General features: G+C 69.2%; 10 protein-coding genes and 1 pseudogene. 1 reads left to right on the top strand and 10 read right to left on the bottom strand.

Annotation, left to right across the window (positions count from 1 at the left end; translation table 11 throughout):
- From AOK08_RS32690 to rpsB, 10 genes are all read right to left on the bottom strand, one after another.
- The coding region (locus AOK08_RS32690) for an ABC transporter ATP-binding protein (protein ID WP_055532815.1) at window positions 1–974 on the bottom strand (974 nt) is incomplete at its 3' end.
- Window positions 975–982: 8 nt separating this feature from the next.
- Window positions 983–2,683, bottom strand: a complete 1,701-nt coding sequence (locus AOK08_RS32685) for an ABC transporter permease (RefSeq protein WP_055532812.1) — start codon at window positions 2,681–2,683, stop codon at window positions 983–985.
- Window positions 2,659–3,741 carry a thiamine ABC transporter substrate-binding protein gene (locus AOK08_RS32680; protein ID WP_055532814.1) on the bottom strand — a complete coding sequence of 361 codons (1,083 nt, stop codon included), beginning with the start codon at window positions 3,739–3,741 and terminating at the stop codon, window positions 2,659–2,661. Before AOK08_RS32680 ends, AOK08_RS32685 begins: the two co-directional genes overlap by 25 nt.
- Window positions 3,742–4,018: 277 nt before the next feature.
- Window positions 4,019–5,125, bottom strand: coding sequence for a dual-specificity RNA methyltransferase RlmN (gene rlmN, locus AOK08_RS32675; protein WP_055532813.1), 1,107 nt, complete (start codon window positions 5,123–5,125; stop codon window positions 4,019–4,021).
- A 188-nt stretch (window positions 5,126–5,313) separates the two neighbouring features.
- On the bottom strand, window positions 5,314–5,985 hold the full coding sequence (locus tag AOK08_RS32670) for a hypothetical protein (protein WP_157876884.1): 672 nt from the start codon (window positions 5,983–5,985) through the stop codon (window positions 5,314–5,316).
- Between the two features lie 126 nt (window positions 5,986–6,111).
- Complete coding sequence (locus AOK08_RS32665) at window positions 6,112–7,239, bottom strand: phosphatidate cytidylyltransferase (protein ID WP_079054407.1); 1,128 nt, start codon at window positions 7,237–7,239, stop codon at window positions 6,112–6,114.
- Window positions 7,239–7,796: a ribosome recycling factor gene (gene frr / locus AOK08_RS32660; protein WP_055532806.1), complete on the bottom strand. Its 558-nt coding sequence runs from the start codon at window positions 7,794–7,796 to the stop codon at window positions 7,239–7,241. Before frr ends, AOK08_RS32665 begins: the two co-directional genes overlap by 1 nt.
- A 171-nt stretch (window positions 7,797–7,967) precedes the next feature.
- On the bottom strand, window positions 7,968–8,726 hold the full coding sequence (pyrH, locus tag AOK08_RS32655) for a UMP kinase (protein ID WP_055532805.1): 759 nt from the start codon (window positions 8,724–8,726) through the stop codon (window positions 7,968–7,970).
- 203 nt (window positions 8,727–8,929) lie between these two features.
- The gene (gene tsf / locus AOK08_RS32650) at window positions 8,930–9,766 is read right to left on the bottom strand and encodes a translation elongation factor Ts (RefSeq protein WP_055532803.1); all 837 of its coding nucleotides are present in this window, start codon (window positions 9,764–9,766) and stop codon (window positions 8,930–8,932) included.
- 99 nt (window positions 9,767–9,865) lie between these two features.
- Window positions 9,866–10,771 carry a 30S ribosomal protein S2 gene (rpsB, locus tag AOK08_RS32645; protein WP_055532801.1) on the bottom strand — a complete coding sequence of 302 codons (906 nt, stop codon included), beginning with the start codon at window positions 10,769–10,771 and terminating at the stop codon, window positions 9,866–9,868.
- Window positions 10,772–11,042: 271 nt separating this feature from the next.
- On the opposite strand from rpsB, the pseudogene AOK08_RS32640 reads away from it, so the two are divergent.
- Window positions 11,043–11,606: pseudogene (locus tag AOK08_RS32640) on the top strand (peptidoglycan DD-metalloendopeptidase family protein); the annotation flags it as partial.
- Window positions 11,607–11,725: the final 119 nt, after the last annotated feature.

Genomic DNA, 11,725 nt, shown 5'->3' with positions numbered 1-11,725 from the left:
GGCGCCTCCCGCAACGCACAAGCCGCCTCCAACGAAGGCCCACACCCACCCTCCGGCCGAAGCCGCACAGCAACATACGTACCCCGGAAGGTACGAGCGGCCACAACACACCGCAGCCCCTCGTCGGCGGCCACCAGACGCACACCGGCAGGCCGCACGAGCAACATGCGCGCCCCCTGCGAACTACCCTCGGGAACCCGCACCTTGCCCCAGGGCGTATCCGCGACCTCCCCACTCACCGCAGCCTCGACGACATTCTCGAAGCCGAGAAAGCGCGCCACGAACTCATCGGCGGGCTGTTGCCATACCTCAAGCGGCGTACCGGACTGGGCGATTCGCCCGTCCCGCATCACGATCACCCGGTCGGCAAGCGCGAAGGCCTCACCCTGGTCATGCGTGACAGCGAGCACGGTGGTACCCAACCGCCCGAAGAGTTCCCGGAGTTCGACGACGAGCCGCTCCCGCAGCGAGCGGTCCAGCTGACCGAGAGGTTCGTCGAGCATCAGCAACCGGGGCCGGGGCGCGAGCGCCCGAGCAAGAGCCACCCGCTGCTGCTCCCCACCCGAGAGCGCGGCGACAGCACGCCCAGCCGCCCCCGGCAGCCCGACCAGCTCAAGCAACTCCCGCACACGTACACCCTGTTGATCCCTGGGCACATGGTGCATCCGCAGCCCGAAGGCGACATTGGCGCCGACGTCCCGCTGCGGGAACAACTGATGATCCTGGAACATCAGCCCGACCTCGCGCCGATGCGCGGGCACCCCGGCGAGGTCCCGGCCGTCGAGCGACACCCGTCCCGCGTCCAGTGCCTGAAGTCCGGCGACCGCCCGCAGCAGCGTCGATTTTCCGCTGCCACTGGGCCCGAGCACGCACACGATCTCGTGCTCGGCGACATCAAGGCCGACACCGTCGAGCACGGCCCGCGCCCCGAACCGCACGGTCGCCCCGTCAAGACTGAGCATGGGCATAGGCATAGGCATGGTCAGAACTCCCCCGTCCGGTCGGTCCGCAGCCGCTCCAGCACGAGCAGGGCCACCGCGCACACCACCATCAAGATCGTCGAAAGGGCCATCGCCTGCCCGTAGTTGAGGTCACCGGGGTGCCCCAGCAAGCGGGCCACGGCGACCGGCAGGGTCGGATTGTCGGGCCGGGCGATGAACACGGTCGCCCCGAACTCGCCCAGCGACACGGCAAACGCGAACCCGGCCGCGACCAGCAGCGCCCGCCGCACGATCGGCAGATCGACCTCGCGCCAGACCCGCCAGGGCGAGGCCCCGAGCACGGCCGCCGCCTCCCGCAACCGCCCGTCCACGGCCCGCAGCACCGGCAGCATGATCCGTACGACGAACGGCACCCCGACCAGCGCCTGCGCGAGCGGTACGAGGATCCAGCTGCCGCGCAGGTCCAGCGGCGGCTCGTCGAGCGCGATGAGGAACCCGAACCCCACGGTCACCGCCGACACCCCGAGCGGCAGCATCAACAGCGCGTCGAACCCCCGTACGATCCGCCCGGCATCGCGCCGGGTGAGCGCGACGGCGGCCAGCGACCCGATGACGACGGCGATACCGGTGGCGGCGACGGCGTACTGGAGCGAGTTCCCGATGGCGGCGATCGGCGCGACGAGGAAGATGCCGGAGTCGTCGCTGGTGAGCGCCGTGTAGTAGCCAAGGCCGGCACCGCCGGCCGTATCGAACGACCGCTGTACGAGCACGGAGAGCGGCAGCACCAGCAGCACGGCGATGCTCACCAGCACCCCGCCCAGCAGCGCCCACTGCCCCCGGCCGCGCGGCTGGCGCGATGTGGTGTCCGGTGCCACGAGCCGCAGTACGCTCTCCCGCCGCCGTACCGTCCGAGCGTGCACGGCGAGGACCGCGCCCACCGCCACGAACTGCACGATCGTCAGCACGGCGGCCGTACCGAGGTCGAAGATCTCCGAGGTCTGGCGGTAGATCTCCACTTCGAGGGTGGCGAAGGTCGGTCCGCCGAGGATCTGGACCACGCCGAAGGAGGTGAAGGTGAAGAGGAAGACCATGAGCGCGGCGGCGGCGACGGCGGGCCCGAGCGCGGGCAGGGTGATCTGCCGCCAGGCGGCGAACCGCGAGGCGCCGAGCATCCGCGCGGCCTCCTCCTGCCGTGGGTCGAGCTGCGCCCAGAGCCCGCCGACGGTCCGTACGACGACCGCGTAGTTGAAGAAGACGTGCGCGAGCAGGATCGCCCACACGGTCGTGTCCAGCCGTACGCCCCACAGCTCGTCGAGCAGTCCGCCGCGCCCGAGCAACGCCAGGAACGCCGTACCGACGACAACGGTCGGCAGGACGAACGGCACGGTCACCACGGCCCGCAGGATCTGCTTGCCCCTGAAATCGAAGCGCGCGAAGACATACGCGCCGGGGAGCGCGATCAGCAGCGTGAGCGCGGTGGAGGCGAGCGCCTGCCAGACGGTGAACCAGAGGACGTGCCGGATGCCGGAGTCCCCCAGCACGTCCCCGATCTGCCCGAACCGCCAGACCCCGTCGACACGCAGACCGCGCGCGACGATCGCGGCGACGGGGTAGGCGAAGAAGAGCGCGAAGAAGACGACGGGCACGACGAGCAGGGCTCCGCGCAGAACAGCGCCCTTGACCACCCGCCCGGCCGCCGTGGCCGCGCCGGCTCGGGCTACTTCAGTACGAGCGATGTCCACGACTTGACCCACTGGTCACGGTGCTCGGCGATCTTCGCGGGGTCCATGGTCTCGGGGTCCTTGGCCTGCGGTCCGAACTCGGTGAACTCGGCGGGCACCTTGGCGCCCTCCCGCACCGGGTACACGAACATGTTGAGCGGCATGTCCTCCTGGAAGGTCCTGCCGACCAGGAAGTCGAGCAGCGCCTTGCCACCGGCGGTGTTCCTGGCGTTGCTGAGCAGCCCGGCGTACTCGATCTGCCGGAAGCAGGTGCCGGTCGCGACCCCGGTCGGGGCGGTGGCCGGTTTCGGGTCGGCGAAGATCACCTCGGCGGGCGGCGAGGAGGCGTACGAGACGACGAGCGGCCGGTCGCCCTTGGCCTTCTTGCCGCCGGCCGACCCGGAGAACTCCTCGTTGTACGCCTGCTCCCACCCGTCGACGACCTTGACGCCGTTGGCCTTGAGCTTGGTCCAGTAGCCGGTCCAGCCGTCGTCGCCGAACTTGGCGGCGCTGCCGAGCAGGAAGCCGAGGCCCGGCGAGGAGGTGGAGGCGTTCTCCGTGACGAGGAGGTTCTTGTAGGCGGGCTTGACCAGATCGGCGAAGGTCTGGGGCGGGGTCAGCTTGTGCTCGCTGAACCAGGCCTTGTCGTAGTTGACGCAGATGTCGCCGGTGTCGATCGGCGTGACCCGGTGCTTGGCCTCGTCGGTCCGGTACGCGGGCAGGATCGCGTCGGCGCCCTTCGCCTCGTACGACTGGAACAGCCCGTTGTCGAGCGCACGGGAGAGCAGGGTGTTGTCGACGCCGAAGAAGACATCGCCCTGCGGGTTGTCCTTGGTCAGGATCGCCTTGTTGACGGCCTGTCCGGCGTCACCGTCCTTGAGGACCCTGACCTTGTACCCGGACTGCTTCTCGAAGGCGGCGAGAACGTTCTTCGACACGGCCCACGAGTCATGGCTGACGAGGGTGACGGTCTTGGAGCCCGCCCCCGAACCGCTGCCGCCGCTCTGGGACCCGCACGCGGACAGGGTGACAAGCCCGAGCCCGACGGCCAGTGCCGTGACCTGCCTGGTGATGCTCACTGGAATTCTTCCTCCTGGGATGACCAGGAAGAGACGCGGCCCTGCCCGGGACCCACTGAAGGGTTCCGGGCAGGGCGCAACAGCTTGAGTGATGACCGAACTTCCTACCCAGAATGACCTGGGCGAGGTTCAGAGGGTCTGCGGTCTGTCCCGCACTCTCAGCGCTGTGGCGCTCCCCTGTCGGAATATGAAGATATGTACGTACGACGTAAGAGTACCGCCCGCCGGCCGCGAGCTACCGGCCGGTGGCCGCAGGCTGTCGCCCGGTCGCCGCGAGCTACCGCTCGGTGGCCGCGAGCTGCCCGCACGCCCCGTCGATCTCCTGCCCTCGGGTGTCCCGAACGGTGACGGGCACCCCGTGCGCGGCGATGGCCTCGACGAACGCCTTCTCGTCCTCGGGCCGCGAAGCGGTCCACTTGGACCCCGGAGTCGGGTTCAGCGGAATCAGGTTGACGTGCACGGGCTTGCCCCGGAGCAGCCGCCCGAGACGGTCACCGCGCCAGGCCTGGTCGTTGATGTCCCGGATCAGCGCGTACTCGATCGACAGCCGACGCCCGGACTTGGCCACGTACTCCCACCCGGCGTCGAGAACCTCGCGCACCTTCCACCGAGTGTTGACGGGGACGAGGGTGTCACGCAGCTCGTCGTCGGGCGCGTGCAGGGAGATGGCGAGCCGGCACTTGAAGCCCTCGTCGGCGAACCGGTGGATGGCCGGCACCAGCCCGACCGTCGAGACGGTGATCCCACGCTGCGACAGCCCCATGCCGTCCGGCTCGGGGTCGGTCAGGGCGCGGATGGCACCGACGACGCGCTTGTAGTTGGCGAGGGGCTCGCCCATGCCCATGAAGACGATGTTGGAGAGCCGCGCCGGGCCACCGGGGATCTCCCCGTCCCGCAGCGCGCGCATCCCGTCCACGATCTGGTGCACGATCTCGGCGGTGGACAGGTTCCGGTCCAGCCCGGCCTGCCCGGTCGCGCAGAACGGGCAGTTCATCCCGCACCCCGCCTGCGAGCTGATGCACATGGTCACCCGCTCCGGGTACCGCATGAGCACCGACTCGACGAGCGTCCCGTCGAACATCCGCCACAGTGTCTTGCGGGTGGTGTCCTGGTCGGTCGACAGATGGCGGACGACCGTCATCAGCTCCGGAAGCAGCGCTTCCTGGAGCTTGCCGCGCGAGGCGGCCGGGATGTCCGTCCACTCGGCCGGGTCGTGCGCGAACCGCGCGAAGTAGTGCTGCGAGAGCTGCTTGGCACGAAACGGCTTCTCACCGATCGCGGCAACGGCCTCTTTACGCTCGGCGGGCGTGAGATCGGCAAGATGCCGCGGCGGCTTCTGGGCTCCGCGCGGGGCGACGAATGTGAGTTCTCCGGGCTTAGGCATGGCCATACCAGTGTCGCAGACATCCGGACACCCCTTCGCCGCCTGTGGACAACTTCACGGCGAGGCACGAATGCCCAGCTCAGCGCGTTCCGGACGTACTCAACCGTACTCGACCCGTTCTGGATGCACTCAGCCTTTCCTGATGTACTCAGCCGTTCTTGATGCACTCAGCGCGTCCCAGTGCGTCCTCACCGATCCGTCGCCGCCATCACCCCCCGGAGCTGTGTCACCTCGCGCTCCAGTTCGCGGTAGTGGTCGCTGACCTTGCGGCGGGCCGTCGGTGTGACGCGGCCGCCGTCCAGTTCGGTCAGGCGGGCGCCCAGGGCGGTGAGGTCCGTTCGCCAGCCGTGCCAGCCGTCGGCGCCCTCGGCCGCGGTCAGCTCGTCCTGGGCCGCTCGCAGCGCCCCGTGTGCCGCCTGGCGCAGCGGGACGATGTCGGTGCGCAGCCGTTCGGTGCGCCCGCGGAGATAGGCAAGGGACTCGCCGACCCCGGCGAAGGTCTCCCCCAGCTCGGTCATCGACCGGGTGTGTTCCCCGAGCGCGACCAGCCAGGGCCCAGCCGCCTCGGCACCGTTCTCGGCCGCCGCCACCGTGCCCGTACGGATCTCGTGGTAGCGCCGGGACACCCCGTCCAGCTCGGCGAAGACGCTCATCGCCCCGTTCGTCTGCTCGCGAATGGTGTCCGAGGGCAGCCCGTCACCCTGATCGAGCAGCGCCTCGATCCTCGCCAGTTCCCCCTGCACCGATCGCCGCAGCTCAAGCAAGGCCTGATGAGCGGCGTCGGCCGCCTCCACGGGCCCGGCGACGGCCACCAGCCCCTCGGCCTGCCGCTGGCGCCTCGCACGACTACGCCCCCACATGCACGCCACCCCTTCCGGACGGATCGACCACACTGAAGTCGATCTTAGGTTCGAAAGGGGTGGTTTCAGGCCGACGTAGGAGTTTCACGCGAAATCCGGACCGTACTGGAACATTCAGAAACGGCCTCAGCCCACGAAGGCGACAAACAGCAGCCACACCACGGGAGCCGTGGGAAGGAGCGAGTCCAGCCGGTCCATGATGCCGCCGTGTCCCGGCAGCAGCGTGCCCATGTCCTTGATGCCCAGGTCCCGCTTGATCATGGACTCGCCGAGGTCGCCGAGCGTGGCGCTCACCGCGACCGCGAGGCCCAGCAGCAGTCCCTGCCACCAGGTGCCGTCGTCGATCACGAACTCCATCAGCAGCGCGCCGGCCACCATCGCGAAGGCGACGGCGCCGAACAGACCCTCACGGGTCTTGCCGGGACTGATGCGCGGGGCGAGCTTGTGCTTGCCGAAGCGCCAGCCGATCGCGTACGCGCCGGTGTCGCTGACGACGGTCAGGAGCAGGAACGTCAGGACGCGCTGCGCGCCGTCGTCGGCGGTGAGCATCATCGCGACGAACGTCGCCAGGAAGGGCACGTAGAAGGCCGCGAAGACGCCTGCCGTGACGTCCTTGAGGTAGCCCTCGGGGGGTTCCGTCATGCGCCAGACCAGGACCGCGAGCGCGGTGAGCGCCATGGCGACCCACGCGCCCTCGGGACCCCGGACGTATCCGGAGACGACCATCGCGGCCCCGCCGAGCGCGAGCGGCACCAGCGGTGCCTTGATGCCCTTGCGTTCCTGGAGCCTGGACGTCAGTTCCCACAGGCCGACCACGACGGCGACCGCGATCACGCCGACGAAGGCGGCCTTGACGACGAACAGCGACGCGATGATCACCACACCGAGCCCGATGGCGACCCCTATGGCCGCGCCGAGGTCCCGGCCCGCGCTCTTCTTCTGCGGGGCGGGGGCGGGCTGCTGGGCGTCGTCGGGCGTGGGCATGGAATCCGGCTTCTGCGGCACCGCCCCGTAGGGCTGTGCATGCGGCATCTCGTCGCGGAACAGGGGGCCGCCCGGCCGAGCGGCCCCCCGGTCGTCATCCTGGTCCCCGCCATGGGCGGGTACGTCGGGCACGATGGGCATGGGGCGAGTCTGCTGCGCGTGGTGCGCATCGTACGCGGGACCCGCCGGGGCAGCCCCCTGGACAGGCCCTCCCTCGGAGGGCCCCCAGTACCCGGTGTGGGGCGGCGCCCCCCAGGAAGAGTCGTTCATCAGACTTCGAGAAGCTCCGCTTCCTTGTGCTTGAGGAGCTCGTCCACCTGCGCGACGTACTTCGCGGTGGTGTCGTCGAGCTCCTTCTCCGCGCGGCGGCCCTCGTCCTCGCCGACCTCGCCGTCCTTGACGAACTTGTCGATGGTGTCCTTGGCCTTGCGGCGGATGGACCGGATCGAGATCTTGGAGTCCTCGGCCTTGGTCCGGGCCACCTTGATGTAGTCCTTGCGGCGCTCCTGGGTGAGCTCGGGGAACACCACGCGGATGATGTTTCCGTCGTTGCTCGGGTTGACGCCCAGGTCGGAGTCGCGGATCGCCTGTTCGATGTTGCGCAGCGCGCTCTTGTCGAACGGGGTCACCACGGCCATCCGCGGTTCGGGCACGGAGAACGAGGCGAGCTGGTTGATCGGTGTCAGCGCGCCGTAGTAGTCGGCCACGATCTTGTTGAACATCGCCGGGTGCGCACGGCCGGTGCGGATCGCGGCGAAGTCCTCCTTGGCGACAACGACGGCCTTCTCCATCTTCTCCTCGGCTTCGAGGAGGGTCTCTTCGATCACCACTTGCTCCTGCGTGTCTTGAGTAGCCCCGGCTGCTGTTCTCGGTCCGGGACGGCGGCCGGCTGCGTCGCGTCTTCTTCCTGCACGGTTCCCGACCGGCAGGACATTGTCCATCCCCCACTCAGGTCCGTCCCCGCTCGGGGTCCGTTCCCGGGCGGGGGCGATGCCGGGTCAGTCCCGGCTGCCCTGTTCACCGACGAGTGTGCCGATCTTCTCACCCCGGACGGCCCGCGCGATATTGCCCTCGGCCAGAAGCTCGAAGACGAGGATCGGGAGCTTGTTGTCACGGCACAGCGTGATGGCGGTCATGTCGGCGACCTTGAGGTCCCGGGTGATGACCTCGCCGTAGCCGAGCGAGTCGTACTTGACGGCCGCGGGGTTGGTCTTCGGGTCGGAGTCGTAGACCCCGTCCACGCCGTTCTTGCCCATCAGCAGCGCCTCGGCGTCGATCTCCAGGGCGCGCTGCGCGGCGGTCGTGTCGGTGGAGAAGTACGGCATGCCCATACCGGCACCGAAGATGACCACACGGCCCTTCTCCAGGTGTCGTACGGCACGCAGCGGGATGTACGGTTCGGCGACCTGTCCCATGGTGATGGCGGTCTGGACCCGGCTGTCGATGCCCTCCTTCTCCAGGAAGTCCTGGAGGGCGAGGCAGTTCATGACGGTGCCGAGCATGCCCATGTAGTCCGAGCGGGCGCGGTCCATGCCGCGCTGCTGGAGTTCCGCGCCGCGAAAGAAGTTGCCGCCGCCGATGACGACGGCGATCTCGGAGCCGTCGCGCACGACGGCCGCGATCTCACGGGCGATCTTGTGCACCACGTCGGGGTCGACGCCCAGGCCCCCGCCACCGGAGAAGGCCTCTCCGGACAACTTCAGCATGAACCTGCCGCGTACTTTGCCGTCGTCGCTCTTCTGGGCCTTGGTGGTCATGGAGAATCTCGCCTCTTCACGTGTCACACATACGAAGGAGGCCACTGCCGGTGGGGTGTCGATCGCATCCCATGCTCGGCAATGGCCTCCTCGTCAGATCTGCTGTCGTCCGCCACGCGCGCGTGCGTGACGGCGTACGCGCGCGACTGCCGTCGACCCTATAGGTATCCCTGCGCGGGCCGCGCGTCGATCGCGGTACGGACTCAGATGCCGACCTTGATGCGCGTGAAGCGCTTCAGGGTGACACCGGCCTCGTCCAGAACCTTCTGGACGGACTTCTTGTTGTCCAGCGCGTACGGCTGGCCGAGCAGCGTGGCGTCCTTGAAGAAGCCGTTGATGCGTCCCTCGACGATCTTCGGCAGGGCGGCCTCGGGCTTGCCCTCCGCGCGCGTGGTCTCCTCGGCGACGCGGCGCTCGGTCTCGACGACCTCGGCCGGCACGTCCTCCTTGGAGAGGTACTTCGGCGCGAAGGCGGCGATGTGCTGGGCGATGCCCTTGGCGACCTCGGCGTTGGGCTTGTCCAGCTCGACGAGGACACCGATCTGCGGGGGCAGGTCGGGCATCGTGCGGTGCATGTACGCCAGCACGAAACCGTCGGCGTACTGCGCGAAGCGGTCGAGGACGATCTTCTCGCCCAGGTTGGCGTTGGCCTCGTCGACGTACGCCTGGACCGTCTTGCCGACCTCGATCTCGGAGGCGAGCAGCGCCTCCAGGTCGGCCGGGGAGGTCTTGGCGACGTGCTCGGCGAGCGCGGTGGCCGCGGCCTGGAACTTCTCGCCCTTGGCGACGAAGTCCGTCTCGCACTTCAGCTCGACGAGAACACCGGAGGTGTTGTCGTCGGCGATGATCGAGACGACCGCGCCGTTCTCGGCGGAACGGCCCTCGCGCTTGGCGACGCCCTTCTGGCCCTTGATGCGCAGGGCCTCTACGGCCTTGTCGACATCGCCCTCGGCCTCGTCCAGCGCCTTCTTGCAGTCCATCATGCCGGCGCCGGTGAGCTCACGGAGCTTCTTGACGTCGGCGGCGGTGTAGTTCGCCATGATTCTCGGAGTCTCTCTCGAAGTCTGAAAGATCTGCGGATCGAACGGCGGGGGCCCGATGGAGGTGCCCCCGCCGTCGACAACCCGAAGGGGTGAGGGTCAGGCCTGCTCGGCAGCCTCGGCCGGAGCCTCGGCGGCGGGGGCCTCAGCGGTGACCTCGGTCTCGGCAGCGGCCTCGACCGGAGCCTCGGCAGCGGCCTCGGCGGCGGGCGCCTCGGCGTCGTCGGCCTTCTTCTCGCCCTCGAGGAGGTCGCGCTCCCAGGCGGCGAGGGGCTCGGCGACAACCTTCTCGCCCTTGTCACCGGTGTTGACGCCGGAACGGGAGATGAGGCCCTCGGCGACAGCGTCGGCGATCACGCGGGTGAGCAGCGTGACGGAACGGATCGCGTCGTCGTTGCCCGGGATCTTGTAGTCGACCTCGTCGGGGTCGCAGTTCGTGTCGAGGATGGCGACGACCGGAATGTTGAGCTTCCGGGCCTCACCGACCGCGATGTGCTCCTTCTTGGTGTCCACGATCCAGACGGCGCTGGGGACCTTGGACATCTCGCGGATACCACCGAGGGTCTTCTCCAGCTTGGCCTTCTCGCGCGAGAGCACGAGAAGCTCCTTCTTGGTGAGACCGGACGCGGCGACGTCCTCGAAGTCGATCTGCTCAAGCTCCTTGAGGCGCTGCAGACGCTTGTAGACGGTCGAGAAGTTGGTGAGCATGCCGCCCAGCCAGCGCTGGTTGACGTAGGGCATGCCGACGCGGGTCGCCTGCTCGGCGATCGCCTCCTGCGCCTGCTTCTTCGTGCCGACGAACATGACCGTGCCGCCGTGGGCGACGGTCTCCTTGACGAACTCGTAGGCGCGGTCGATGTACGACAGCGACTGGAGCAGGTCGATGATGTAGATGCCGTTGCGCTCCGTGAAGATGAAGCGCTTCATCTTCGGGTTCCAACGACGGGTCTGGTGACCGAAGTGGACGCCGCTTTCCAGCAGCTCCCGCATCGTGACGACGGCCATGGCCGTTCTCCTTGTGTTTCTCGGTTGTGCCGCGAGTGCCGGACGGCACCCACGCCTGACGCCCGAATACGCCTTGCCACGAGGGACCGAGAGGCGTTGACACCCGCCCTGTACAGGGCCGGATGTCGGGGCGTGCGAAGTCGACCCGGTGACCCGGATCGCCAAAGGAAGTGTACGGGACCCGCGGGGCCCCGGGTGACGCCGATATCCACAATCGGTCAGTTGTCCACAGCCCCATGCAGACCGTCCTGAATCACGCCATTCTCCCGCCATGCGAGCGAAACGAGGAGTGTGCTGGGCCGTGGGACTGCTGCTGGCCCTGACCGCGTCGGCGGCACGGGGAGCCGGGGCGCCCCCGCCCGTTCCGGACGCGCCGCCTGCCCCCGCGGTCGCCCGGACCTGGCCCGTCGGGATCCGCCCGCTGGTCCTGCGGGCCTGGGAACCGCCCGCGACGCCCTACGCCAGGGGCCACCGGGGCGTGGACCTGGGGGCAGCCGCCGGCGCCCCGGTCCGGGCGGTGGCACCGGGCCGGGTGCACTTCGCGGGCCGTGTGGCCGGGAGGGGTGTCGTCTCGCTGGAGCTCACGGGCACGGGCACTCCGCCCCTGCGCACGACCTACGAACCGGTGACACCGGCAGTGGAGAAGGGAACGGAGGTGACGGCGGGCGAGGTGGTGGGCACGGTGGAGCCCGTAGCCGGCCACTGCGCGACGACGTGCGTGCACTGGGGCCTGCTGAGAGGCGACACCTACCTGGACCCCCTGACACTGCTGCCCCCATGGCTGCTCCACAGGGGCCCGTCCCGCCTACTCCCGGTCCAGGGCGTACCACTCCCCCACCCTGCGGGCATGCGCGCCGCCCCACGCTGCGGGCATGCGCGCCACCCACCCTGCGGGCATGCGTGGCCGCCCCAGCCTGCGGGCAGTCGTGCCGCTGGGGCGGCACGGGTGGGCGC

It is taken from the genome of Streptomyces graminilatus (genome assembly GCF_001418565.1).
GTDB lineage: Bacteria > Actinomycetota > Actinomycetes > Streptomycetales > Streptomycetaceae > Streptomyces > Streptomyces graminilatus.
This window is presented reverse-complemented; position numbering and strand designations above follow the sequence as displayed.

What these genes read in the sequence shown, in the direction of transcription:
- rlmN (WP_055532813.1), bottom strand. Translation starts at nt 5,125, where the DNA reads ATGCCTAAGCCCGGAGAACTCACATTCGTCGCCCCGCGCGGAGCCCAG.
- AOK08_RS32670 (WP_157876884.1), bottom strand. Translation starts at nt 5,985, where the DNA reads ATGTGGGGGCGTAGTCGTGCGAGGCGCCAGCGGCAGGCCGAGGGGCTG.
- AOK08_RS32665 (WP_079054407.1), bottom strand. Translation starts at nt 7,239, where the DNA reads ATGAACGACTCTTCCTGGGGGGCGCCGCCCCACACCGGGTACTGGGGG.
- pyrH (WP_055532805.1), bottom strand. Translation starts at nt 8,726, where the DNA reads ATGACCACCAAGGCCCAGAAGAGCGACGACGGCAAAGTACGCGGCAGG.
- tsf (WP_055532803.1), bottom strand. Translation starts at nt 9,766, where the DNA reads ATGGCGAACTACACCGCCGCCGACGTCAAGAAGCTCCGTGAGCTCACC.
- rpsB (WP_055532801.1), bottom strand. Translation starts at nt 10,771, where the DNA reads ATGGCCGTCGTCACGATGCGGGAGCTGCTGGAAAGCGGCGTCCACTTC.